The sequence below is a fragment of the Alteromonas stellipolaris genome (assembly GCF_001562115.1).
Taxonomy (GTDB): Bacteria; Pseudomonadota; Gammaproteobacteria; order Enterobacterales; family Alteromonadaceae; genus Alteromonas; species Alteromonas stellipolaris.
Genome location: NZ_CP013926.1, coordinates 2,932,117 through 2,958,154 on the forward strand (window position 1 = coordinate 2,932,117; position 26,038 = coordinate 2,958,154).

A 26,038-nucleotide genomic window follows, 5' to 3' on the forward strand; every position below is an offset into this window, starting at 1 on the left:
CATTTTTGCAAACTAGACGGCGTCAAGATAAAATGCAATGTTGACACTGTCAAGATAAAACGTTATCTATTCGTCTCAACCATAAAATAGGGTTTGGTTTACACCAGTATGACAAACGCAGCACAAACTTATCATCATGGCGATTTGCGCACCGCTTTATTAGAAGCGGCAACCAGACGAGTGGCAGAATTCGGTATAGACAGCTTGTCACTTAGAAAGCTTGCGGAAGATGCTGGTGTGTCTCGAACCGCGCCCTATCATCATTTTAAAGACAAAAGCGCCTTGTTAAGCGCCATTGCGGCCAAAGGTTTTAGCCAGTGGCATACCAACGCCAAGCGAATTTTCGATCAACATGATGTTGCACCACAGTCGCGGTTTCGTCAGTTTATTCATGAGTATATAGGCTACGCGGCGGATAACCCCCAAATGTATGAGCTGATGTTTGGTCGTACTATTTGGCACGACAATGGCGCTACACAGGGGCTAAAAGAAGTGGCTTACCCCTGCTTTCAGTTTCAAGTAGATATGACGAAATACTGGCAGCAAACAGGCCTTCTACCAGCTGGGCAAGATGCACTTCGCATGGCTCAGGTGACGTGGGGCACCTTGCATGGTATTGCACGGTTATTAATCGATGGGATATATGCTGATCGCAGCCACATCGATGAAATGTGTGACTGCGCCGCCGATTTGTTTATGCAAGTATCTAAAAACTAAGGCATTAGCTAAATGGGCGCAGCAAGCCCTTCATGCTCGGCTTTAATAAAATCTACCGCTCGTTCTGCAATCATGATGGTAGGTGCATTGGTATTTCCGCCAATAAGGCTTGGCATAACAGAAGCATCTACCACACGTAGGCCTCTAACGCCCCTGACTTTAAGCTGGTTATCGACCACTGCCATAGGATCATCATCGCTGCCCATTTTACAGGTACCTATTGGGTGATAAATGGTTTCAGCTCGCTCCCTTAGAAACTCAAGAAGCGCTTCATCAGACTCAGCGTCAGTGCCTGGATGCAGTTCACTGCCTTCAAATTTATCAAACGTAGGTGCAGCTAACAGCTTTCTTGCCATTCGTATGCCTTCAATCATTACTTGCCTATCTTCAGGTTCCGTGAGGTAGCCAGGGTCGATAAGCGGGTGATCGGCAGGATGGCTGCTTTGCAGCGTAATGCTGCCCTTGCTCTTGGGGTACAAACAACATACATGCACGCCGTATCCGTAACCAAAGGCAAACTTTCGCCCGTGATCATCTAATATAGCGGGCAAGAAATGAAATTGAATGTCTGGTCCTCGGGTAGCAAGGCTTGAACTTACAAAACCGCCCGCTTCAGCCACATTTGAAGAATAAATTCCCTTACGGTGAAAAAGGTAATCGTATGAGGCCTTTAGGTACGAGGGTAACGCACCAGCAGCAATCGCATAACCTTCTCGTGCTTTACAGGTAAATTGAACAATGGCGTCTAGGTGGTCTTGTAAATTTTGACCCACTCCTGGCAGATCATTCATTACATAAATGCCTTTATCTTCCAACTCGCTTCTTGGCCCTATACCTGAAAGCATAAGTAGTTGCGGAGAGTTGATAGCGCCTCCGCAGAGTATTACTTCGCTATTAGCCGCTTCACGGTCAATAAAATATCGCGCAATTTTGCCTTTTTCACGCACTTGCACGCCAATGGCTCTATTGTCGTCAAACAAGACTTTCTCCGCAGCAACACCGGTAAGTACAGTAAGATTATTGCGGTGAAGTGCTTGGCTTAAATAGCCTTTGGCGGTAGAGCACCGCTGTCCGTTGACTTGTGTTACATGATAATAGCCAATGCCTTCACGTATATCGCGGTTAAAATCATCTACAACGTTAAAATCTGCGTGGCTTGCGGCTTCAACGAAAGCATCGGAAAGCACGCTGGTGTGCTTAAGTTGAGAAACATGCAGCGGCCCACCTTCTCCATGGAATTCGTCTTCACCTTTGAAGAAGTTTTCAGAGCGTTTGAAGTAGGGCAGCACGTCCTCAAAACCCCAGCCAACTGCGCCCTGCTCTACCCAATAATCGTAGTCTTCTTTTTGGCCACGAATGTAACACATAGCATTAACTGAACTGCTGCCGCCTAGTGTTTTTCCTCTAGGCCAAAATAGCTCACGATCGTACAGTTCTTTTTGTGGTGCGGTATGATACCCCCATCCTATGCCTTCAAAACGGCTTAATAGCGATAAACCAAAAGGAATATGAATAAGCGGATTAGTGTCTTTAGTACCGGCTTCAAGCATCAGTATTTTCAGGGCTGGGTTTTCAGATAATCGCGCCGCTAATACCGCACCTGCAGACCCCCCGCCTACGATGATATAGTCATACTTACCCTGAATCTCATTCATGCATTGCTCCAAAACACTTTTACGCGGTGAAATACTCAGTTAATGCCTGTATTACTATGCAATTACGAATTGTAGACGCATGACTGAGCTGTGCCGACTCTTATTATTAGATGCTTAGTATTAGTCACTTATTATCAAAAATAAAATGATATGCAGCACTGTGGTAAGACCAGACTATCAAAATAATCAGCCCATCTAAAAGTGATATGTTATATATTTTAAAAACTGTTTTATGTATAACGAGTTAAGTCCATTGCAGCTTGTTCCAGCTACTAAACGTATAGCATGAAAAAATGAAACTAGGTTTACGCGACAGAGGTATGCTTCTTATTTCCCAGCTTTTGATCAAGCTTGGAAGGCTTCGCTACGATCAATTTTCCACTGATGAACTCAATGCATTGTTGTCTGAAAATCTACCTCAATCGTTCCCCTTAGCCATACCAGCCGGCCAAGCTAATGTAGTGGTAAACAGTGGCAAATTAACCTTGAATGCCCTCGACAATCGATTATGCCTTCAATTATTAGCGTCGATAACCATTAACGTTGCCGAAACAACCATTTATCGGGCTCACTTAATTATTACACTAAGTGCCTCACCGGATTACAACGTAAATGAATCTACCCTTTATTTTATCGATAAGCAGGTAGACAACATTACTATGGTGAACGATGACTACGCCTTATTAAAAGACACCCAATTTTTACTTTCTCGCTTTGTACCCGGCAATTTGGATGCCTTGTTGGGGCGCTCGCTAAAAAATATATTATCACTGGTAACCGTCGGCACTTCCGACCAAGCGGTAGAATATTTGAAGCTCTATTTGAGCGGCTCGAAACAAGCCGTACTCGATTTCCATAAACCTCAAATTGAAAAAGCCATATTAGATAAAATGGCTACACTTCCTGTTCACCATATCATGCGCGAAGACCAATGGCGGGAGGTGCTTTTTGCTCGCTATGGGAAAAGCGTTAGGGTTGAAGAAGCCTCGCTTCGGTTCTATTTTTAGTGTTCGCTTACAATCGACACAGGCACCGACTCTTCATGTTCCCCAATATCAGTAATGCGCAGCCGAGGATTATCAATGCAAGCCTCTAACATCTCGAAGGCTTCTTGCACATAACCTGCTAACGGCTTCAATGTACTTATATTTTTATTGCAGCAAACAATGCCTACATTGGCCACACCTGCGTAGGTCATCAAAGTGATGTTTACTCCGCCCCCTGGTGTCATGGTGGAAATGGGATAGCAGGCAAGTAGTTTACTGTCTTTTAAATATCGTGTATCTCGTGGACCAGGTATGTTCGATACCAAAATATTCGCGATTGGTTTAACCAGATTGGAAATTTTAAGCCATTCAAATACCAACGCTAAGGATTGGATCACGATGGTGTAGCCGCTAAAAGAAGCTGGTCGCGCTCGCATAGCAGCATGTTTTACAATTCTGTGGTTAATAATAATCTGGCGTAAACGAAGATAAGGGTCTTGATCGCCATGGGCCAGCTGTACCGGCACAATAGCAATTTTATTCCCTGTGGTTTTCTCTCCAGGCTTTCTAAGGTTTATAGGCATATTGGTAAACAATGCTTTTTTGAAAACCTGACCATGATCTTGTAGTAACCGATGAACCCCGATATCAAAGGCGCACAGGAGTATTTCATTGGCTGATGCACGGGTGCGTCGGGCCAAGGCTTTTACTCGTTTAAAATCGATATCTGTGGTAGTGACTACCCTTCCCGCTTCAACTTGCCCCGTTAGCACGGTTTTTGTGCCCGAAAAAGGCACGGGCATATAATGGGGGTTCACTCTCAACAGTTTTAAAAAAATGCGAATCAAGATAACCAGTAAATCGAAGCCCGTTTTTATGGCGCTTCCCACACTGACTAAGCGTTTATAGAAACTCGGTGAGTCATTGCGTTTATGCCTGAGTCGCTTCACCGCCCAAATTGGCGTGAATTCTGAATTATTGGAAGCCGACACATAACATGACTGAAACCACCTTACCAAGGTCGCACCATCGCCATACATATGATGTACTTTGGCGTAAATAGCATAAGTATTGCTATTGGTATCGAAGATGAAATGGTATTGCCACAGCGGTTTATCAGGGTCTAATCGTGCGGCGTGCAGCTGGGCTACAAAATCATCTAGATTCTGTCGGTTACTCACATCGTCAATATGATGCAATTGAACATGATAATCCATGTTCAAATGTTTCACTGGCGAAAGCCCAACCGGATAGCCTAGTACGGTTTTAACAACGCAATTAAACGGTGACGTTCCTTTGGCAAACCCTTTAATTTCATTATAAATAGCAGGTACATATTCAGGGCTTTTCGCCCCTTCTGGCATCTCTAGTAATTGAAGGCATCCAACATGTTTTGGGTTGTCATCGGATTCCGTTATCCAAAAGGACTTATCAAGAAAACTTAGTGTTTTACTCATCGACTATTCCTTTGTATTAAACATATCCTGTGGCACATGCTCAGTGACATTGGCTAATGCATGTGAACGCAACGCATCCACAATACTGTTTTGCTGAGCTTCACTGAGTACTAATCGTGGAAGTAAGCTAACCATCATGAGTGACAGCGCATGATAACGCTGAGATGTTTCATCCATATGGCTGTTAGTTTCATCAAATTGACAAGACTGGGTAATGATGAGGCTAAGCAAATCAACCAGCAACGTCAGATCTGAACGTGATGCGACCAACACATTCCTATTATTTAACGTAGCCAATAATTGAGAAAGCTGCTTATGTAAACTTGAAAGAATATTCTTCCGGGGCTTTTCAATTAACGGATATTTTTCAACAATATCCGCGGGGCTTCGATAAAAAAACCGAAATACGTGCAAGCTGTCTACCAACAGATATAAGTAATACATTACTTCTTCTGCGGTAAGTGAATTTAAAGCGTTGGGTACCAATACGCGCTGCATTTGCTTTTCATGCATACGCATAAGCGCACTCACCATGCTTTCTTTGCCCTTGAAATGGTAATACAAATTGCCGGGGCTAATATCTAACTCCATAGCAATGTCCACACTGGTAACGCCGTTCTCGCCATGGCGATTAAACAGAGTGAGCGCCGTAAGTAAAATCCGCTGCGATGTTTTCATTTATAGAAACACCAAATACAATTGAGCGAAGCCAGCTAGTAGGCCTAATAAGGCACCTGTGACAATGAGCTTCCACTCGTCTTGCTGATAAGCAGGGCGCAACACCCCTTCAAATTCTTCAGCGCTTAAGGCTTGCATTCGTTCACTTAAATCTTGGCCTACGTGCAAAGCATCGTTAGCGTAATCATAGGCATACAACAGATATTTATCTGAGTTATCGAATATCTGTTTCACCGCTAACGCTTTCATTTTATGATAGTTCTCAGAGCCCACACCTAGGGCGAAATAAGGCTGAGTGATAGCAACGTAACGTTCAATAGCATCGTTAACGTGTAGCTCAATAAGCTCTAGAAGTTGGGCTGAACCAGAGCCATGCAAAATAACGTGGGTAATGTTTTTGGGCGTGATCAGCTTTTGCTCAATAATTTCAGCGTACACCTCAGACACTTCTTTTTGCCGTTTTAGAAACATACCTTGTATGGTGATTGGGCCAAACTTAAAGGGACGTTTAGGCTCAAAAATAATTTTTATCGCAATCCAATTTGTTGCGTAGCCCACTAAAAGTCCGCCGAGGGGTAAAATCCACCAGTTTTGAAAGAAGTACCATAAAATCATGGTGGGTAACCCGAACAGAAAACCAAAATAGAAGCCTGAACGCACGATAAAAGGAAATTCTTTACTGCCTGCAGTAAGAAAAATCTCGTTGATTAACGAAGGTGAATTTACTAGCTGTTCAACGACGAGCTCTTTTATGTCGAGAATTTCAGCCACATTATGCTGAAAGTCATCCACCATCTTGTGGACGACATTGGGAATATCGTTTTCGATGCGCTGATAAACAAGGTTTTTTCCTTGCACGGGAAGCGCAGCCCACAATTGAGGGGCAGACTCAGACATAACATCGTTAACCACTTTGCGGGTAACTTGCCCCAGTCGACGTTCAATTGCTTTGGTGAGATCACTAGGATTGATGCGCTCTGCGAGCTCTTCAACACTCAGCAACTTACCCAAAACAAGTTCAACTTCAATTTCCGCCATTTGCCTGCGTTTAGCCGGAATTAGCCCCTGCCAACCAAAGATGGGTTTTACCCCAACAAACTCGATAGGGTAGAACATCATCTTTACCGCGAGGTAATTTGTTAACCAGCCAACCAGCGCGCTTATTAGCGGAATTGACAGCAGACTCAGTGTTTCTAAATTCCATTCCATATGGCGAACAACTTGCTCGAATTATTTTTCTTCTCTTTCAGGCTACTGAGTGCTTACGAATTGGTCAATGTTTTATCGGTAAATGCACCAAGGTTTCCAAGTTTTATTAAAATACATCAAATAAACCCCGCTTAATTTTTGACTACTTTTTGTTAGGTAGCGCATTCTAAACTTCCTTTGTACACTTTTTGTATACTCATCCGTGACACTGATAATATGGCTTTATTTGACTTACGTTTAAAAAAATTAGACCAAGACATTGCCCATGCTTCAAGCTATCAAGCATACCAAGAAGCTTGCTTAGCGCATGATGAAATTTCCGGTGCAGAAGCATGGAAAGCCGATGATGCATCAGATGATTACGACTACATACTTATTCAAAAACGGGTACAGCGCTTAAAAATTGCCAGAGGCAATGGTGATATGCATGCGCTTATGTCAATTATTCATGAAGGCTTGCATGGGAATTTAGGCAATATTGCAAACCCTGCTATCCGCCGTAAATGCAAGATGGGCACTAAGTATCTCATCGTGCAATTCATTGAAGAGGTCAAGCTAGCACTTGATCAGATTTACCAAGCTAATGAAGACGACGTAGATTTTTACGAGAAGCTGTCATTTTTTGAAGAAACCGCCCATGCATTCGGACGCAGCTGCCTGATGTTGTCTGGCGGCGCTGGATTGGGCTTCTTTCATTGCGGTGTTGTAAAGTCGCTAAATGAGAAAGAGCTGTTGCCTTCTGTAGTATCAGGCGCAAGTGCCGGTTCCATTATTGCTGCCTTGGTAGGCACACGTACGCATGACGAATTGCTCGATGCATTAAGCGCTGAAAATATCTACGAAACCTTCAAAAAATGGCGAAGCTGGGCGGGCTTTGGTAAGAATAGTTTGTTTGATAGCACGGTGTTAGAGAATGCATTAATCAGCTTATTCGATTTAACCACCTTTGAAGAAGCCTATAAAAAAACCCGTCGGCATGTAACCGTAACCGTATCGCCTGCAGATTTACACCAACATTCTAGGTTACTAAACGCTAAAACATCGCCCAACGCTATTATCACCCAAGCGGTAAGAGCGTCATGTGCCGTACCGGTAGTATTTAGCCCCGTACAACTACGCGCTAAAACACCAGCGGGTGATATCGTCCCCTATATTCCTAACCGACGCTTCGCTGACGGCTCACTGATGGCTGATTTACCCTTTGATAGACTTGCTAGGTTATATGGCGTTAACCACAGTATTGTAAGCCAAACCAATCCACTCGCCGTGCCCTTCATTCAATCTACGCGTATTAACCCTCAATCACTGTGGGGGCTATCGAGCAGACACGTGGGGCAGCTATTAAAAAGTAACAGTATTTTTGCCATCGATATTATTGAAAATATGATTGACAATAAGGGCGCTAAACTTGCTATTCATAAAGTGAAGTCTATTATCGATCAGCAATATGTAGGCAATATAAATATTCTCCCCAAACAACAAATTCGTAATTTGACACAAGTTATTGCTAATCCAAGTCTTGAGAGTATCAATGCTCTCATTGTGAGTGGAGAAAAATCAACTTGGCCACAGCTCGATGTTATTGAAAAAAATACCAAAATTAGCGAAAGTTTGCGGTATTATCTTGGCAAATTGAAACAAAGAGAAGCGGTTGAATTAGGACACAGTGCCTAATAACCCACCCCAGGCAGGAATTTGACTGGCATTGGGGTAGAAAACATACACGAAGGATATCGGTGAGCGCACAAATTCAAAGCCCAGATAGCATCTACACGCAGCAAGTTAAACAATTAATAAACATGGTGTACCCACAAGAGGTTGGCTATGGCTCAGTATTTGAAGATGCTAAACATTTTTTTGCTTTAACGCCTACGCTAGAAGCGCATGTTGAGGAATTGAAGGTACAGCTAAAAAAAGCGGAAGCTTCAACTAAGAAAGAAGTTCTTGTAGATCAGCTTAAAAAGCAAATTAAAAACTCTAGCCAAAAGCTTGAAGAGGAACGCTTGGCGCGCCTTGCGCGTATTGATGAGGTGAGCATTAAGATTATCAAGCTGTGCGAAGGAGACAGCTGGCAAGAAACTCAGCAGCTAAGTGCAAAGTTTCTCGGCACCTTAATGTTACTTACTCAAGGCCCCGAGGGTAAATTTGCACGCATTCACCAGCGCTTTAAGCCGCTTTACAAAGCCGTGTTGGTGTTAAGACTTACTGATAAATTACTCGATCACGACACCATTGCGCACAAGTACCTTTCAAAATATCGTGACGCGATCTCTCGTATGCGTGGTAACCGCTATTGGCGTGAAAAATGGCGCATAGAATTAGGCCGCCCATTAATTACTGCCTCTTTGCTACAAGATGTAGGCTTACAAAGCCCCGCCGCATTAACGATATTACGTGGCGCAGACAATAAGTTGGATGAATTCCGATTACTAGAAGAATCTCAGCGAAAAGACTTGTTGAAGCTTAACTATCACTTCACCATGAAATACCTTACTGAAGGGTTAGGCATTCCAGCCTATGTGGGAAACGTGAAAGAAGAACGTGACCGATTTGTGCAAACACATAAAGAGGCCAATGACTTTGTTAGCCAGTTGGTAAAAGATGCCTTTGTGTCTAAAACTGGTTTAGGTGAGCTAATTAAAATACCGCAAATTTATGCGTCTGTTATTTTTTCTACTAAAAACGATTACAGCCGTAAAAACCTACCTAAAGGCTACTTACTTATAGAGCAGCTATCTAAAAAAGGCGCGTTAAATAAAAAGCTCGCGGAGGACTTTATTGACTTGGTCGGTTACTTCCCGCAAGGCTTCGGCATTACTTTCATTCCTGTTAATGAAAACGGCCAAGAAAAAGACCAATATGAATGTGCGGTGGTGATAGGATTAAATCCAACTAAACCTGGCGAGCCAATTTGCAAAGTAACCACGCGCAATCAAAAGCATATCAGCAGCGGTCATATCGAAGTTATTGAGAAAGGCAGAAACCTTTATTTCCCAGTTAGCAGAAAGAAGCTAATGAATGTTGATAAAGCGCGCTTGAAAGAAATCATGAGCCAGCTTTCCAGTAATTTCACCCCAGACGCAGTAGATGACTTAATCCCCAGCTTTTGGGAGCCCCACGACTATTTTAGTTTTAAGAAACACCAAAATCTGTGGAGCAAAACGAACTAGGCCCGTGGCGATGTATTAACCCCCGTGGCGATGCAACGCCTGTGGCTAAACACTAACATCGATATTAAACGCGACTATAAAAGAAGAGAGTGCCCTACTCTCTTTTTTTGCGCCTAACGGTGTAGCCAGTAAGGTGCTAAAGGTTTACGAGTCGCTATCTGCCTTACCATCACCGTTGGTTTTCGTCGCAGTTGACGTACCGCTACTTGATGTTAAAGACTTCGTCGCCTGGGGCTTAGTTCCTGAAGCCTTAGCGGCAGTCGTTTTAGTCGCTGCTGGCTTCGATGCAGCGGAAGTCGTAGTGGTTGATTTCGCGGCGGCAGGTATTTTTGCCGAAGTCGATTTACTAGCCGTAGTGGTTTTACTAGCCGTAGTGGTTTTACTAGCCGTAGAGGTTTTACTAGCCGCTTTGGTTGCCGCAGCGGTCGTTTTGGTGGCAGGTTTTGAGGCTGCTTTAGGTGTCGCTTTAGCCGTGGGTTTTGGTGTCGTTTTTGAAGCAGCCTTAGCTGTCGACTTTGGCGCCGCTTTTACCGGGGCTTTTGCAGTTGTTTTTGTTGGCGTTTGGGCTTTCTCTGCCGCTCGTTTCGCGGCAAGCAATGCGACTTGCTCTACCAGTAAATCAACTTTAGCGGAAAGTAACGCTATTTGATGCTCTCTTTCAAGGCGTGCTTTTCCACCAGAAAGTAAGCTAAACAAAGGCGTAGACATCACCAACTGTTGTGCGCTATCAACAAGTGAAACTGGGTTAAATCGACGTTTCAACTCACCTTCGACTTCAGCGCCCTTGCGCTGCATAGCCTCAATTGAGGAGTGAGTATCATCAATTTTTTTACTTACTGTAGTAGCCGTACTCTCAAGTTGCGCTGATATTAAATCAGAACCTGCTGTAAGCCATCCAAATAAGGGTGATGATTTGTGATTATTAGGCATGTAACCTCCCGCTTCGAAAACGAATAGGGCAAGGTAGTTTTACTGTCGCATCGACACTAGCATTTGCGCTAACGCCTTTGTCAGTAACCGTACTACAAAAAACGACAACAACTACCTTGCTGAAAAATAGCAACAATAAAACGTGTGTGCTATTTATTCGCCGCTAACTTAGCTACGGCTTCCGTTAACGCGTCAATTTTTGCTGAAAGCTCTTCAATACGATGATCAGCAGGGTCGGTATCTAAGCCCAGTTTTTTACGTACATCTGCCACACGGTTTTCAACATCATTGGTGGTCGACTTAAACTTACTACGCGCATCGTCTTCTAGCGTTTCACCTTTGGTTACTAAGTCATCAAACATTTTGTTCGCATCTTCACTTAGCTTTTCGTAACGACCTTGTGCTTCTTCTACGCTTTTTCCGTACGCGCCAAGCCCTGCTAGCCAAATTTTGCGAGCCATGTCTTCTGCTTCGTTAATTTTACCTTTAATGGTATCAGTGGTTGTCATCGTCAGCTCCTGTGAATGTTCGATTACAGAATCACTATACAAAGCACAATTAGAAACCGCATACTAATAACAATACAAAACCACAAAAAGTTTACGCTTGGGAATGAAATCCAATCATATTCCCTTCTGTATCAATAGCTAACGCAATAAACCCATATTCACCAATCGCCATTTTTTCTTTCTCAAGAACGCCCCCTGCGTCAACTACCCTACCCGCTTCAACGACACAGTCCTCACACGCAAAATAGACTAAGGTGCTATTTTTACCTACTGGAGCGCCCTCCATGTGAACTAGTGCGCCACTGGCGCCATAGTGCTCCATGTCAGAAGGGAACGTCATCATACTGAACGCGCCTTGTGATTTATCGGCAGAAGGGTCTTCCAGTGATTCTAAGGAAACCTTCAGTACGCTTTCGTAGAAAGCCTGCGCGCGAGGCATATCTTCAACATAAATTTCAAACCAACCAACGGGATTACTGTTCATAGCATGTTTCCTTTTAGTGTTAACAAATGCTAAATGTAAAAAACAGGCAAACGCTAAAGCTTCTGCCTGTTCGATATGTCAGTAAAACATAGTGATGCTAGCTTAAATCTCGACAGCTAGATTTCTATACCTGCCAGGTAAAAAACGAATGCATATTCTAGCGCTGTTGACTCAAAACGTTTGAACCGACCAGATGCACCACCGTGACCAGCTTCCATATCTGTTTGAAACAACAACAAATTATCATTGGTTTTGTAGTCACGTAGCTTAGCTACCCATTTCATCGGCTCAAAGTATTGCACTTGTGAGTCGTGAAGCCCTGTGGTCACTAACATGTGAGGATAATCTTGGGCACTCACTTGATCGTAAGGTGAATAAGATAAAATATAGTCGAATTCATCTTTATTCGCAGGGTTACCCCATTCTGTATATTCACCTGTGGTTAAAGGGATAGTGTCGTCACTCATTGTAGTAACAACATCCACAAAGGGCACATGCGCAGAAATCCCCAAATACAGCTCAGGCGCCATATTCGCAATCGCGCCCATCAACAAACCACCCGCACTGCCGCCCATGGCGAACACTCGTTTAGGATCGGCATATCGCTTTTCAATCAGGCCTTTTGATACGTCGATAAAGTCGGTAAATGTATTAATCTTACTGTGCATCTTTCCGTCTTCATACCACTGTCGACCTAACATTTGGCCGCCACGAATATGTGCAATCGCCACCACGAAGCCTCTATCTACTAACGATAACCAACTACTTCTAAACGTTGGCTCAATCGTGGCACCGTAAGAACCATAGGCATATTGATAGAGTGGATTGGTGCCATCTTTGTTAAACATGTCGTTACGATAGACCAACGATACGGGAATGTCCGCTCCATCTTCCGCTTTAATCATGATACGTTCAGAGGTATACGCCGCTGATGAAAACGTGTCAGAGACCTTAGTTTGTTTAAGGACCGTTTTATCAAAGGTGTTTAAGTCGATATCTACAATGCTCGCGGGCGTAGTTAAGGAACTATAGTAAATACGTAAAGTATCGGTATCTTGCTGAGTGTTACCTGTGAAGTAAGCACCGTAGATAGGATCATCTGTAGGTATTACTGTGACTTTATCAGCTTTTAAATTGTGCGCAACAAGACGTAAAACACCCTCTTGCTTTTCTTTGACCACCAAAAAGTCGCCCAGCACTTCTATATCTTGAATGAATACGTCAGGATTATGGGCAATCACCTCTTCCCATTTGGACATATCATCGGTTGCAGAAGCTGGCGCTTTCATCACTCGAAAGTTAGTTGCCTCATTGTTCGTCAGAACAAAGTAACTATCACCCGATTTTTCAATGCTGTATTCCTCATTTTCCCTAATAGGCAAGAATGGGACTGGCGCCTTAGTAGGTTGGTTCGCATCTATTAAGGTCACTGCACTTTTGTCTGTGTGACTATGATGAATGTAAATCATGTCATCATCTTTGCTTTTACTAATGTAGGTATAAAACGTAGGGTCAGTTTCCTCGAACACTAACGTATCGTCCGCTTGAGGTGTGCCAAGTGCATGACGATAAACCTGAAACCCAAGTAAGGTTTGCAGATCTTTTTTCACATAGAAAAGGTGTTTATTATCGTTAGCCCACTCTACTGCACCAGAGGTACCTGTCAGTTCGTCTGACAATAACTCACCCGTAGCTAAATTTTTCACAAAAATGGTATAAACGCGGCGGCTCAACGTATCTTCAGAATACGCGAGTAAATTATTATCACTGCTTACCGAGTAGTCACCAATATTATAATAGTCATGACCTTCGGCCATCACATTCATATTCAGTAATACCTCTCCCTCTGCATCCATGGATGGTTTTCGCAGATAAATAGGGTATTCATTTTCCCCTGAGTACTCGGTGAAATACCAATAATCATTCTTTAAATAAGGAACCGTCGTATCATCTTTTTCTATTCGGGCAATCAGCTCTTCGTACAAGGTTTCTCTGTTATCTTTTAATGGCGCCATAACAGTTTCTAAATAAGCATTTTCTTTTTCTAAGTGCGCCAACACTTTCTCGTCTTCACGACTATCATCTCGCATCCAGTAATAGTCATCATTGCGGACGGTACCGTGAGCCGCTAGCTCATAAGGAATTTTCTGTGCAACAGGTGCTGGAGTATCAGTAATCAATTTAACGCCTTGTTGTTTTTCTACTTGTGAGGATTGTTCCATGCTAGTGCTATTATCGCTGCACGCTCCTAGCGAAAGACTCGCCGTTAACGTCATGCACGATGCTATCCATAGAGATTTCATGATAGGTCCTTTTCCGGAAGATGATAAGTGACAAAACTTAACCCCAAAGTATAGGTAATTTTTAACGTTAATATAGGGTTAAAAAGCACTAATGTGACCAAACTAAGTACTAAATAGTTACAAGCTGTGTCTTAAAACAAAAAAACGCCCTGAAGAGGACGTTTTTGATAGTACTGAAGTAACTTACGTATTTAGCTTAAGAGGAATTCGCTTCTCTCCACTGCCATTGTATTAATCGACAATATCTTTAGGCATGCTGTCTCGCACTTGCTGCCAAACTTTACCACTTTCAATACCATAGTCTCTTACTACTACAGGTACTTTATCGTGTCTTTCGTTTTCTGCAGCATCGAGCAGTTTAGCGTAATAGGCTTTGGCCACATCTCGCGCTTGCTGATGATCGAAGTAGAACCCACCAATACGTGAGTACATGCCCCTAAAGCCATTCATCATTAACACAAACACATTATTGTTTGATGCCAATGCTAAATCATGGGTCATTTGGTAATCGAATTGCGCAAAAGCAGCGCCGTCTTCTTCCACGTCTTTATAACGTGTAATAATCTCAGCAGATTCCTTCGGGTTGTTGCGAATTGCCCCTCGAATAAACACAGCACTTAAATTAGTACGCGCCGCTAAGAGGTTGTCCACTAGTTCAGGAATGCCCTCTTGATCAAGACGAGCTAAGGTTTCTAGAATGTTCAAGCCACAGCTTTCCCAAAAGTTATTCACTTTTGTGGGTTTACCATGTTGAATGGTTAACCAACCGTCACGAGCCAAACGTTGCAAAACTTCACGCAAGGTTGTGCGTGTTACACCAATAAGTTCTGAAAGCTCTCTTTCTGCAGGCAAAATTGTACCCGGCGGGAAGCGTCCACTCCAAATCGATTCAACAATATATTCTTCGGCAAATCCAGCGGGACTCTGCGCCTTATAAATCATAACTAATCGCCTGCACGTTATTGTTATTCTGCGACTGATTGTACCAGATGCGCTTTTATTATCACAATGAAAAATCCCCTGCTAACAATTTTTGTTAACATTTCATTAAAATAATCCTTAAACCTTTGCGTTAATGGTTTTTTATCACGCAAAAGCAGACTTACTTAACGCAATAAACTACATTGTTAGGTTGATTATCGACCTAACTTGAGTAATTCCGCTAACTTTCCTTTTATGGGGTCTGTGAATTGCTTTCTCAAGGTTGTAATATCATGTACGCTTAATTTCGGACTATTATAATGAAAGCAGCAAAACTGCCCGATTATCGACAACTTGCAATCACTTGCTCTCGATGAAAGTCAGTTTATGTTTGCAATAACCAGAAATTCAAAACGTAAAGACGCAACGTTAGCGCCTTTGTTGTAAAAGGAATAGGAACTCATGCAAACCTCAATGATCTCGGCGGTCTTTAGTAACTTTCTGGGACACGCACCCAATTGGTATAAGCAAACCATTATCGCCTTTCTCATTATAAACCCAGTATTGTTTATGGTTGACCCCTACTTGGCGGGTTGGACATTGGTGATCCAATTTATTTTTACTCTCGCCATGGCGTTAAAGTGCTACCCATTGCAGCCAGGCGGCTTACTACTCATTGAGGCCATGTTCATTGGGATGACAACGCCCGGACACATGATGCACGAAATTGAGGTTAACCTTGAAGTACTATTACTTCTGGTCTTCATGGTTGCCGGTATCTACTTTATGAAAGATCTACTTATGTTTTTATTCACCAAGTTAGTGATTGGGGTTAAAAACAAAATGGTCTTGTCACTGTCGTTTATCTTTGCATCAGCTTTTTTATCGGCATTCCTTGATGCTCTGACCGTGGTTGCAGTAATCATCAGTGTAGGTTTAGGTTTCTATTCTATTTACCACAAAGTAGCTTCGGGTAAAGAATTTCACTCAGATCATGACCACACGAGTGATGACGGCGTAGATTCACTAGGCAGTAATGATCTAGAAAACTTCCGTGCCTTCCTTCGTAACCTAATGATGCACTCTGCGGTAGGTACTGCACTGGGCGGCGTAATGACGATGGTAGGTGAGCCACAAAACCTTATTATTGCTGATAAAGCTGGCTGGGATTTCGTTGAATTCTTCATCCGCATGGCGCCTGTTAGCTTACCTGTTTTCGTATTTGGCTTATTAACCACTATGGTTTTAGAGAAAACAGGTTGGTTTACATATGGTGCAAAACTACCAAATTCAGTGAGAAAAATTCTTACCGACTATAGCGAGCATATGGATAAAAGCCGCAGCAAACGTGAAAAGGCTAAGCTTGTGGTTCAAGCTCTCATTGGCGTATGGTTAGTGGTTGGCTTGGCAACACACATGGCATCTGTAGGGTTAATCGGTCTTTCTGTTATTGTATTGGCAACATCGATGAGCGGCATTATTGAAGAGCACGCGTTAGGTAAAGCTTTCGAAGAAGCTCTGCCTTTTACTGCTTTGCTTTGCGTATTCTTTGGTGTTGTGGCAGTGATTATCGACCAAGGCTTATTCCAACCCGTTATTCATTGGGTACTAAGCTTTGAAGGTGAAACTCAGATGGTGATGTTTTACCTCGCCAATGGTGTGTTATCGATGGTGAGTGATAACGTGTTTGTAGGCTCTGTGTATATCACAGAAGTTACCGCAGCCCTGCAAGCTGGCCAAATTACCCGTGACCAGTACGATATGCTAGCAGTTGCAATTAACACAGGAACTAACTTGCCTAGTGTTGCTACACCCAACGGTCAAGCTGCATTCTTGTTCATGTTGACCTCTGCGATTGCACCTTTACTACGCTTGTCGTACGGGCGCATGGTAATGATGGCACTGCCATACACCATCGTACTTACTATTGTGGGCTTGGTGGCTACCTATGTAGGCTTAGCCGATGCAACCCAGTGGTTGTACGACATGCACTTAATCGAACATCATACCGCGACAGAAGCTGTTGGCGGTGCTGTTTCACACTAGGAATTAGACATGCGTTCAGTAGTACATCGCATTAGTCGCTGGGCAGAGCACAAGTCTTCATGGCTTGTGCTTTTCGCCACGTCATTAGGGCTAGAATTAGCCGCTCTTTACTTTCAATATGGCATGGGCTTAAAACCCTGCATTATGTGCATTTACCAACGTACTGCCATGTACGGCATTGTGTTGTCAGCGCTGTTTGTTTTGATTAAAAACAACGGCCTTACACGCATGGTAGGTTTTGCCGGTTGGGCAGTATCTGCCGGCTGGGGCTTTTTAATCGCTAAAGAACATATTGCTATTTTGAATGCGCCGAACCCTTTTTTCGCCAGCTGCGAAATAGTACCTAACTTTCCATCATGGCTTCAGTTACACGAATGGATACCTGCTATTTTCGCCGCACAAGGTGATTGCTTAGAGGACAGTTGGCAGTTTCTTTCAATGGGAATGGCACAATGGATGCAAATCCTCTTTGCTGCGTACTTTATAGTATTTGCTATTGTATTTGCATGTCGTTTGCTGGATAAAAAACCCTTTTGATAGACCTTTCTATTTTGCCGTCAAGGCTCCCTCCTATCCACACAGAACAGGGGCCGGTGACAATACAGCGCATAGCCCCTAAGCATGCTGAAGCCTTATGTGAGGCTTCACAGCAATCTATTCACCATGTGAAACCTTGGTTAGGTGCAGCGCTGTGCCCAGTTACCCCTGCATTGGCGAAACAATGTATTCAATCGATGGAGGCTGCGAGAGAGTCAGGTTATGGGTTAACCTACTTGCTAATGCACGATGAACGCTGTTTGGGCATGGGGATCATCAACTATATCCACCACACCCATTTAACCGCGAATTTGGGTTATTGGCTTCGTTCAGACTCATGTGGAAAAGGCCTCGCCACTGCCATTTGTGAAGCGCTAAAGAAGCTAGCCTTTACGCAAATGAATTTACACCGACTAGAATGCCTAATTGAGCCTAACAACAAAGCCAGTTTGCGCGTGGCCGAACGTATTGGTGCTGAAAAGGAAGGGCTTTGCCGCAAGCGCATTTTCGGACGAGATGCGCTGCTTTACAGTATTACCGGTTAATCTAAATCTTCCAACGGCCAAATAGCAATATAATCTTCGAAAGCATCTAAATCCACATCGGTTTCAAACACCGTTTTATTGCGTACAGACATGCCATTTTTGTGCATCACATGTTTCTTGCCCTTATTCAGCAACGGATGCCAAGACGGCAAACCTCTCCCTTCATGAAGACGGCGATAAGCGCAGCTTGTGGGCATAAAAAAAATGTCTTTTAAGTTGGCTTTCGTCAGCTGAACACAATCGGGCACAAGCTCAGTTCGCTTTGCATACTGGGTACATTCACATTTTTTCGTATTGAGCAGAGAACAGACAATATTGGTGTAATGAATTTGTTCATTGGCATTGATGTAATCCGTAGGCGCTTGCGCTTCTTCGTTTTCATCATCAATAAACTTATGTAAGCAACACTTTGCACAGCCATCGCATAATGACTCCCATTCCTTTTGGGTCATTTCTTCAAGGGTTTTGGTTTCCCAAAAAGGAGCAGTCATTAGCTAACAACCTTTGTATTAACAGTGATTTTATCATGTAAGGTGGCTTCAATGGTGTCACCCGCAAGTAACGGCCCTACTCCTTTAGGGGTACCCGTTAGCACCACGTCACCCGCATCTAGGGTAAAGGTTTGGGACATATGCGCAATTAACGGCACTATTTTGTGCAGCATCATTGCGGTATGCCCAGACTGACGAACTTCACCGTTTATACTTAATGTAAAATGTAAATCTTGTAAGTCTGTGATGCTATCTATTGGAACAAAGCCTGACACTGGAGAGCTTAAATCGAAAGACTTTGCCCGTTCCCAAGGTTGGCCTTGCGCCTTAAGCTCGCGCTGCACATCACGCAAGGTTAAATCCAAACCAAGCCCTATACCCCAAATGGCCGCTAACACTTCATCTTCTGTAGCTTTGCATAACGCGTGTTTAAGCAATACAGCCACTTCAAGCTCGTTATGGCATTCACCTTGATTGGCAGGAATAACCAGCGGTTTGGCCAAGTCACACAACGCCGCTTTGGGTTTTAAAAATAACAAAGGTGACTCTGATACAACCGATTTCATTTCTTCGATATGATCAAGATAGTTACGACCAATACATGCCACTTTCCCTATCGGCAATGCGATGGGATTGCCCTGAAATTCTACATGTTGATACATATTAATACCCTCGTTTTATACGTTCTGAAAGGTAACCTACCGACACGCCGAAGTAACTTGAGCGGTTCCATTTCATCAAGGTATGAAAGTTATTATAGACAAGGTAAACCCGCCCTTCACTGCCATCAGGCATAATAAGAGAAGCCGAAATATCAGCGTTTGGCAAATCGCTACCGTCGAAGCGTCTAACGCCTGCTTGCTGCCAATCGGCTAAGGGCTTATAAAGGCTTTTTGAAAGACCGAACGCTTTTATAGGCTGGGTTAAAGACACCTGCCTACCCCACGTGCCGTTCTTATCCCACCCTTCTGATGATAGGTAGTTTGCAATAGAGGCAAATACATCGGCTTCGGTTTGCCATATATCTTTTCTACCATCACCATCATAATCTACCGCGTAGTTTAAAAAGGAGATTGGCATAAATTGGCTTTGCCCCATGGCACCAGCCCAAGAACCTTTTAACGCATCAACGCTAGTATGGCCTTCATGAAGAATAGTCAGCGCGGCAAAAAGGTTATCTTTAAACAGTTTTTCTCGGCGGCCTTCATACGCAAGTGAGGCCAAGGCAGACAGCACGCTGTAGTTACCTTGAATACGTCCAAAATTTGATTCGTTACCCCATAGTGCAACAATAAATCGAGGTTGAACCTGATACTTCTGCCCTATCTCTTCAAGCAGCGGCTTGTGCTTGTTATACATTTCAACCGCTTGCTGAACTTTCCAGTCAGGCACACGACTAGCTAAGTAACTATCGAGTGTAATTTTCTTTTCGGGTTGGTTTTTATCAGACTTGATAACCGTTGGACGGAAACTAATATCGTTAAAGGCGTCGGTGAGAAATGATTCATTGAAGCCTTTCTGTTTGGCTTCGGCTTTTAACGCTGTTACGTACTCAGCAAACCCTTGTGCTGTTTTTTCTTCGGCCTGAGCAAAAGCAATGCTTGCCACAAACCCCGCTACTGCAAGTAGCGATGCTGTTAACCGTTTAGCCATGCTTAAAACTTTTTATCTGGTGTGGCTTGTAAACCCAAAGACTTACGATGGGTCATCAGTAAATCATCTTCTTTAGGTGGCAACTGAAGATAAAAGCCTTTATCTTCAAGTTCAGCAACCAACTTTTGCTTATCCACCCCAGCCAGTTTCTCGTGCTTATCTAGCGACAATACTGTGACTAACTCTGGCTTGCCAAACTTGTCTTTAAGAATTTCTGGCACATCATCAAATTGGTCTTTATTAGGCACATACAAATACATGCCTAGGTGTTTTCGAGATTTATAAATTGCGCACAACATCATTTCGTAAACTCTTCAACGTTAGAGACTAGGTTTATTGCCTAGTAACTTTTCTAAATGGGGTTCGAATAGCGGCGCTCTCCAACCAGATAATACATCTGGCTTAAGGCCTAGCACTCGGGTTTCGTCACTGTCGAACCAGTACCATTTTAGCACTTGGTTCAATTGTTTTTTAGATGCAATAACTTCTGGCGATACATCGTTTTCGCTGGCAATTTTATCGCTCACAGCTTTTAGCGCTGCTAACGTTTGTTTGTAGCTTGCAACGTCAATTAAACGACTGACTTTAGGTAACCTAAGTGACTCAGAAGTGGCCGCATATTTATCTCGAGCTTCGCTTATTAATGTGATTATGGTCTCACCGTAGCGCCTGATCGATTGTGGGTTCACCCCATGTAGTTGAGATAAGCCTGACTTGCTTGAAGGCATAAGACGTGCAGCTTCATAAAGATGTATTTCTTTAAATACAAAATTCAATGCCATGTCTTTCTTGCGCGCAGTAGCGAGTCGCCATGCGGCAAGCGCTTGTAGCACGGTAAGTTGCTCTTTTGATAAACGCCAGTTGTTTTTAATCTGCATATAAGCAAATTCTTCCGGCATTTGACTGCGCTTTTTATCGGCTAGTTGGGCTATCTCTTGGTATACCCAATCTAACTTGCCTGCTTCATTTATTTTTTCAACTAAATGTTCATAGCAAGGTAATAAATACAGTACATCGTTGGCCGCATAGCTAAGCTGCGCTTCTCTTAAAGGGCGAGCTATCCAGTCGGTTCGAGACTCGCCTTTATCTAGGCTTACATCGCACAATAACTCAACCAGCTTTGCGTAGCCTAGCGATGCGCCTAAGCCTAAAATACTGGCAGCAAATTGACTATCGAATACGGGTGTTGGCACGGTGTTGAATGCGGTCAGAAAGGTCTCGAGATCTTCTGAGCATGAGTGCAGCACTTTTACCACACTGGTATTTTCCATTAAAGCAATAAATGGCGAGAGATCATCAATCGCAAGCGGATCGATTAGCACTAACTGATGCCCGTCATACAACTGGATTAAACCAAGCTGCGGAGACAGGGTTCTAGTGCGAACAAATTCTGTGTCCAGCGCCACTGCTTTTTGTTGCTGGGCTAGGTTACAAACGCTATTAAGGTGTTCGAAAGTTGTTACTAATTCATATTGCATAATAATAAAAAGCCGGCTTACGCCGGCTCTACATGTTTCCTAATTCACTTACCGAATTAATCTCGTAGTTCCCGACGCAGAATTTTACCTACATTGGTTTTAGGTAGATCTTCTTTGAAGACTACCTGCTTAGGCACTTTATAGCCCGTTAAGTGTTCTCTACAGTGCGCAATGACCGCTTCAGCAGTTAGCGAGTCGTTGTTGCGAACAACAAATAACTTCACCACTTCACCACTGGCTTCATTTGGCACACCAACAGCTGCTGATTCAACAATGTTGTCATGCATCGCAGCCACTTCTTCAATTTCGTTTGGAAACACATTGAATCCAGAGACGAGGATCATATCCTTTTTACGGTCAACAATATAGAAATAACCTTCATCGTCTACCGTGGCGATGTCTCCGGTGGCAAGCCAATCATCTTTAAGAATTTCGTCAGTGGCTTCTGGGCGATTTAAATACCCTTTCATCACTTGCGGGCCTTTCACCCAAAGCTCACCTGGCTCACCTTTTTCTACCTCGTTACCATCATCATCAAGAAGTTTGATGTCGGTAGAAGGTACTGGCATACCAATGGCGCCTTTGTACGCGTCAATTTGTGGTGGGTTTACTGTTACAACAGGCGAGCATTCCGTAAGGCCATAACCTTCAAGAAGTACAGTACCGGTAACCTTTTCCCACTTTTCAGCAACAGGGCGTTGAACAGCCATGCCGCCGCCTAAGCCAAACTTAAAGTTTTTAAAATCAAGCTCGCTAAACCCTGGTGTGTTTAACAAGCCGTTAAACAAAGTATTTACACCCGGAAGAATAGTAAAAGGGTATTTGCTCAATTCGTTTACAAACCCTGGCATATCACGAGGGTTAGTAATCAGTAAGTTTTGGCAACCGTATTTAAGGAACATCAAGCAGTTCGCAAGCAATGCGAATATATGGTAAAGCGGCAACGCGGTTACCACGAAGTCTTCGCCTTCATCTATTACGGTTTCTAAAATGCCAGAAACTTGCTCAAGATTCGCAATCATATTGCGATGTGTCAGCATGGCGCCTTTAGATACACCCGTGGTGCCACCGGTGTACTGCAAGAAAGCCAGTTCATCGTTGGTTAAATCTGGACGGGTATAGGTTAACGATTGCCCTTGCTTTATAGCGCTTGTGAAAGATGTAGTCGCTGCCAAATTAAAAGCCGGCACCATTTTTTTCACATACTTAACTACCGCATTCACTACCCAACGTTTTGGTACAGGCAGCATATCGCCTAGCGAAGTAAGAAACACTTCTTGAATGTTTGTTTCACTGATCACTTCTTCAAGTGTGCACGCAAAGTTTTCAACAATAACAATTGCCTTAGCATTCGCATCATTTAACTGATGCTTTAACTCTCTTGCGGTGTACAGCGGGTTTACGTTAACCACAACCATACCAGCACGAAGTACACCAAACATGGCTACAGGGTACTGAAGCAAGTTCGGCATCATGATTGCCACGGCATCACCGCGCTTTAACCCGCTATTTTGTAGGTAGGCAGCATATTGTGCAGATAACTTGTCGAGTTCGCCAAAGGTCATCGACTGACCCATGTTGATAAACGCAACTTTGTCTTTAAACTTTTTTACTGATTGTTCGAATATATCGACAACAGATGCGTAACGATCTGCATCAATTTCTGCAGATACACGAGGGTCGTAAAACTTGAGCCAGGTTTTTTCCACCAAAACCTCCTTCACTTATTTTTAACACAAAGGCGCGTGAAGTATCACGCGCGTTTGAGCAACTGGTCTAATAACTTGCGAATAGTATAGGAAGTGTAAAAAAAAATAAACTATGCAGTTTACATTTGCTCAACAAACTGACGGATTAACATGCCAACTTCATCAGTTTTTTCCATGTGAATATGATGGCCGCCTGTTAATTGCTCAAACCGAGCATTTTTAAACCAGGATTGCCTTTTGTCATAAACACTGTCCAGGGTTTTAAAGCTGCTTGACGCACCTACAAAAAGTATAGGACAAACTATCGCACTCATAATGTTTTCTGCCTGTTCTTCGGTTAATCGAAGGACAGATTTGGTGCGAAGACGCGGGTCGCTCGACCAAAAGCAATGGCCACCGGCATCTTGCGTAAGATTCCTTTCTAGAATTGCGCGCGCATGATCAGCTGGAATATCAGAGACCTTACAGCGGGCTTTCACCGCATCATCTAAATTAACCAAGGTTAACTTATTGCGCTGTTTTTTCTTCCTACTAAGAATGGCTTCCCGCATCTGCGCTTGGCTAGTATCCGCCTCTAGCGTTAACGGGCCACACGCATCAAGGCTGATCACCCCCCTCACTTTTTCAGGGAATAACCCAGCATACAATGACGCTAAAATACCCCCCATAGAATGCCCTAACAGTATAACCTGTTCCCACTCTTGATCTTCTATCAACGCATGCAAGTCTTGTAAGTAATCGGCTTGATTATAGTGCATGCCTATCGGTCGATGGGATGAACGACCATGGCCAGCAAGATCAAGGGCGATAAAGCGTTGAGATTGCAGATATGGGGCCAGTAACCGTAGGCTTTCTGCGTTATCTAAATAACCATGTAGCCCTATCACTACGGTGCCAGCGCCTTGGTTTTCTAGTGCGGCTAAGTGTAAATTTCCTGCTGTAAATTCAATTTCTATCATGTTGCTCCCTCACACAATACGGCGGCAATTATTTGCCCATAAAGAACCAAATGCTGCCAGATAAAAAAATAGGGAGGCAAAATCTTGCCTCCCTAGTAAATACATATTTTTATTTAAATACGATTATCTTTACGAACATTTTCATCTGGTAGCGTACTTATTTCGCTTTATCCTTGCGCAATTTATCATTCGGACTTGAAATAGTATTAACGTTCGACCTATTTTTTGAAGGTTTAGGGCTAGACGGAGAATTATCGTAGCGTGTTACCCGCACTCTTCTGTAGCTTGGGTAGCCCCAAGGTCTATGTCGCATAAACGGTGAATACCAACCTGTACCATAATCAAAATAGTACATGTTCACGTCGTAAACCTCTTGTTTACGCCACATGTGGTAGTCGTCAGCTAATATTGTAGGGTACATGTAGGGTTGTTCACCTACCATGCCCGATGTGGGTGGTACTAATTTTCCTACAAAGGTGGCAGAACGACCTTCTTCAAAAACAATAGGATCGACAAAGCCGTCTATTTGCACTTTAAAGCGCCCGATGGTTTCGCCACCACTATTAGGCTTTCCGTAATTATTTAGTGGAAAATGAACAAGTTCGATGAACGTTTTGTTTGGCTTATTTTCAACCCCAACAATAACTCCGCCCCACCGAGCCATTTTACCTTGTGCATTAGCACCCGAAGTAACGGCTTTGGAATAAGAAACTAGCTCAGTACCTTTAGGCACTTCTACGCTTTCTGGCACAATCGCGCAACCTGCGAAAAGTACCACACTTACTATCACTAACATTCTAACCAGCATGAAGCCTCCTTTTGGCCGCTTAAGCACTTTTAACTTGGAGCTGATACTAAGCGCCGAGAAAATATATAGTACTACAAATAGTAATGAATCAAACCATATTGCGCTGAGTAACGGTGTAACACTGTTAACCCGCTCATTCACCAGAAATAATCATTAAAAGTGATATTACTAGCGGGATACTTTGCCCTAAAAGTTAGCATTGATACTTAATAAATGCCATAAAGAACATTGATTTAAACGATTGTTAATCTTTAGACGGGTTTTTCGGCAAAAAGTTTAGTTGGGATTAATAACACGTGATTGGAAGGCGCGTAATTTACGCATTATGGTACAGATTTCTCTGCTTATATCAGGCGATATACAACGCAAAGATAACACTAACGACACGCTAAATTAGTGTAAGCGTTAGGCGTAAATATCTACACCAAACATGCTTTGTACCGACTCACGCTCTTGCTGTTTTTCGAAACTGGTATACGACGCAATAGCCTGCTGAGAATAACCCGCACTATCTTCACGTACGAAACGTTGATAAGCCTGTGCATTGTCGGTGCCCTGAGCGTCTGGAGCCACCACAATATGATTATTCTGCTGCTTACCTTCACCATTGCCTTGCTGCTGCGCATCTTTATTAACTTTAGCAACGCGCCCTTGTGAGGGCTCTGATTGATGCGATGAAGGTATCGAAAAATTGTTAGTTATATGCATACCAAAAACGTGTCAGTCTTTTAAATGAAATCAAATAAGTAAATACGTGATGAGATGACTAAAACAAATATTAAGTCGTAAAAGT

General features: G+C 43.2%; 25 protein-coding genes. 7 read left to right on the forward strand and 18 right to left on the reverse strand.

Annotation, left to right across the window (positions count from 1 at the left end):
* Nucleotides 1-108 precede the first annotated feature (108 nt).
* Complete coding sequence (locus AVL57_RS12455) at nt 109-717, forward strand: TetR/AcrR family transcriptional regulator (protein ID WP_057790896.1); 609 nt, start codon at nt 109-111, stop codon at nt 715-717.
* Between the two features lie 8 nt (nt 718-725).
* Here the strand turns inward: AVL57_RS12455 and AVL57_RS12460 are convergent, their stop codons facing one another.
* Nucleotides 726-2,372, reverse strand: a complete 1,647-nt coding sequence (locus tag AVL57_RS12460) for a GMC family oxidoreductase (protein ID WP_057790894.1) — start codon at nt 2,370-2,372, stop codon at nt 726-728.
* Between the two features lie 293 nt (nt 2,373-2,665).
* Here AVL57_RS12460 and AVL57_RS12465 point away from each other — a divergent pair, with 293 nt between their 5' ends.
* Nucleotides 2,666-3,379, forward strand: coding sequence for a DUF1439 domain-containing protein (locus tag AVL57_RS12465; RefSeq protein ID WP_057790892.1), 714 nt, complete (start codon nt 2,666-2,668; stop codon nt 3,377-3,379).
* Here the strand turns inward: AVL57_RS12465 and AVL57_RS12470 are convergent.
* Genes AVL57_RS12470 through AVL57_RS12480 form a run of 3 tightly spaced genes read right to left on the reverse strand, consistent with a single transcriptional unit; the run spans nt 3,376 to nt 6,702 of the window.
* Nucleotides 3,376-4,815, reverse strand: coding sequence for a wax ester/triacylglycerol synthase domain-containing protein (locus AVL57_RS12470; protein WP_057790890.1), 1,440 nt, complete (start codon nt 4,813-4,815; stop codon nt 3,376-3,378). The genes AVL57_RS12465 and AVL57_RS12470 overlap by 4 nt on opposite strands.
* A 3-nt stretch (nt 4,816-4,818) precedes the next feature.
* Nucleotides 4,819-5,493 carry a TetR/AcrR family transcriptional regulator gene (locus AVL57_RS12475; protein WP_057790888.1) on the reverse strand — a complete coding sequence of 225 codons (675 nt, stop codon included), beginning with the start codon at nt 5,491-5,493 and terminating at the stop codon, nt 4,819-4,821.
* Nucleotides 5,494-6,702, reverse strand: a complete 1,209-nt coding sequence (locus AVL57_RS12480; RefSeq protein ID WP_057790886.1) for a DUF445 domain-containing protein — start codon at nt 6,700-6,702, stop codon at nt 5,494-5,496.
* 216 nt (nt 6,703-6,918) lie between these two features.
* On the opposite strand from AVL57_RS12480, the gene AVL57_RS12485 reads away from it, so the two are divergent.
* Entirely contained in the window at nt 6,919-8,376 is a 1,458-nt protein-coding gene (locus tag AVL57_RS12485; RefSeq protein ID WP_057790884.1) for a DUF3336 domain-containing protein, read from the forward strand.
* A gap of 62 nt (nt 8,377-8,438) precedes the next feature.
* Nucleotides 8,439-9,872: a hypothetical protein gene (locus tag AVL57_RS12490; protein ID WP_057790882.1), complete on the forward strand. Its 1,434-nt coding sequence runs from the start codon at nt 8,439-8,441 to the stop codon at nt 9,870-9,872.
* A gap of 144 nt (nt 9,873-10,016) precedes the next feature.
* Here the strand turns inward: AVL57_RS12490 and AVL57_RS12495 are convergent, their stop codons facing one another.
* From AVL57_RS12495 to fadR, 5 genes are all read right to left on the reverse strand, one after another.
* Complete coding sequence (locus AVL57_RS12495) at nt 10,017-10,802, reverse strand: hypothetical protein (protein WP_057790881.1); 786 nt, start codon at nt 10,800-10,802, stop codon at nt 10,017-10,019.
* A 149-nt stretch (nt 10,803-10,951) separates the two neighbouring features.
* Entirely contained in the window at nt 10,952-11,311 is a 360-nt protein-coding gene (locus AVL57_RS12500) for a phasin-related domain-containing protein (protein ID WP_057790879.1), read from the reverse strand.
* A gap of 91 nt (nt 11,312-11,402) precedes the next feature.
* Complete coding sequence (locus tag AVL57_RS12505; protein ID WP_057790877.1) at nt 11,403-11,795, reverse strand: VOC family protein; 393 nt, start codon at nt 11,793-11,795, stop codon at nt 11,403-11,405.
* A 116-nt stretch (nt 11,796-11,911) separates the two neighbouring features.
* Nucleotides 11,912-14,017 carry a S9 family peptidase gene (locus AVL57_RS12510; protein WP_138118185.1) on the reverse strand — a complete coding sequence of 702 codons (2,106 nt, stop codon included), beginning with the start codon at nt 14,015-14,017 and terminating at the stop codon, nt 11,912-11,914.
* 312 nt (nt 14,018-14,329) lie between these two features.
* The gene (gene fadR / locus AVL57_RS12515; RefSeq protein ID WP_057790872.1) at nt 14,330-15,040 is read right to left on the reverse strand and encodes a fatty acid metabolism transcriptional regulator FadR; all 711 of its coding nucleotides are present in this window, start codon (nt 15,038-15,040) and stop codon (nt 14,330-14,332) included.
* Nucleotides 15,041-15,481: 441 nt separating this feature from the next.
* Between fadR and nhaB the strand changes: the two genes are divergently transcribed.
* Genes nhaB through AVL57_RS12530 form a run of 3 tightly spaced genes read left to right on the forward strand, consistent with a single transcriptional unit; the run spans nt 15,482 to nt 18,147 of the window.
* Nucleotides 15,482-17,065, forward strand: coding sequence for a sodium/proton antiporter NhaB (gene nhaB / locus AVL57_RS12520; protein ID WP_057790870.1), 1,584 nt, complete (start codon nt 15,482-15,484; stop codon nt 17,063-17,065).
* 9 nt (nt 17,066-17,074) lie between these two features.
* Nucleotides 17,075-17,602, forward strand: a complete 528-nt coding sequence (gene dsbB / locus AVL57_RS12525) for a disulfide bond formation protein DsbB (protein WP_057790867.1) — start codon at nt 17,075-17,077, stop codon at nt 17,600-17,602.
* Entirely contained in the window at nt 17,599-18,147 is a 549-nt protein-coding gene (locus AVL57_RS12530) for a GNAT family N-acetyltransferase (RefSeq protein WP_057790866.1), read from the forward strand. Before dsbB ends, AVL57_RS12530 begins: the two co-directional genes overlap by 4 nt.
* Here the strand turns inward: AVL57_RS12530 and AVL57_RS12535 are convergent.
* The 9 genes from AVL57_RS12535 to AVL57_RS12575 all read right to left on the reverse strand — a co-directional run bounded on the left by AVL57_RS12535 (nt 18,144) and on the right by AVL57_RS12575 (nt 25,953).
* A complete protein-coding gene (locus AVL57_RS12535; protein WP_057790863.1) occupies nt 18,144-18,638 on the reverse strand; it encodes a YcgN family cysteine cluster protein in 495 nt (164 codons plus the stop codon). The genes AVL57_RS12530 and AVL57_RS12535 overlap by 4 nt on opposite strands.
* Entirely contained in the window at nt 18,638-19,300 is a 663-nt protein-coding gene (locus tag AVL57_RS12540; RefSeq protein ID WP_057790861.1) for a fumarylacetoacetate hydrolase family protein, read from the reverse strand. Before AVL57_RS12540 ends, AVL57_RS12535 begins: the two co-directional genes overlap by 1 nt.
* A gap of 1 nt (nt 19,301) precedes the next feature.
* Nucleotides 19,302-20,291, reverse strand: coding sequence for a lytic murein transglycosylase (locus AVL57_RS12545; protein WP_057790859.1), 990 nt, complete (start codon nt 20,289-20,291; stop codon nt 19,302-19,304).
* 2 nt (nt 20,292-20,293) lie between these two features.
* Nucleotides 20,294-20,590 carry a YcgL domain-containing protein gene (locus tag AVL57_RS12550; RefSeq protein ID WP_057796045.1) on the reverse strand — a complete coding sequence of 99 codons (297 nt, stop codon included), beginning with the start codon at nt 20,588-20,590 and terminating at the stop codon, nt 20,294-20,296.
* A gap of 21 nt (nt 20,591-20,611) precedes the next feature.
* On the reverse strand, nt 20,612-21,769 hold the full coding sequence (rnd, locus tag AVL57_RS12555; protein WP_057790857.1) for a ribonuclease D: 1,158 nt from the start codon (nt 21,767-21,769) through the stop codon (nt 20,612-20,614).
* Nucleotides 21,770-21,825: 56 nt separating this feature from the next.
* The gene (gene fadD, locus AVL57_RS12560) at nt 21,826-23,478 is read right to left on the reverse strand and encodes a long-chain-fatty-acid--CoA ligase FadD (protein WP_057790855.1); all 1,653 of its coding nucleotides are present in this window, start codon (nt 23,476-23,478) and stop codon (nt 21,826-21,828) included.
* Nucleotides 23,479-23,597: 119 nt separating this feature from the next.
* Entirely contained in the window at nt 23,598-24,437 is an 840-nt protein-coding gene (locus AVL57_RS12565; protein ID WP_057790853.1) for an alpha/beta fold hydrolase, read from the reverse strand.
* A 157-nt stretch (nt 24,438-24,594) separates the two neighbouring features.
* Nucleotides 24,595-25,245: a Slp family lipoprotein gene (locus AVL57_RS12570; RefSeq protein ID WP_231701213.1), complete on the reverse strand. Its 651-nt coding sequence runs from the start codon at nt 25,243-25,245 to the stop codon at nt 24,595-24,597.
* 405 nt (nt 25,246-25,650) lie between these two features.
* Entirely contained in the window at nt 25,651-25,953 is a 303-nt protein-coding gene (locus tag AVL57_RS12575) for a hypothetical protein (RefSeq protein ID WP_057790851.1), read from the reverse strand.
* Nucleotides 25,954-26,038 lie beyond the last annotated feature (85 nt).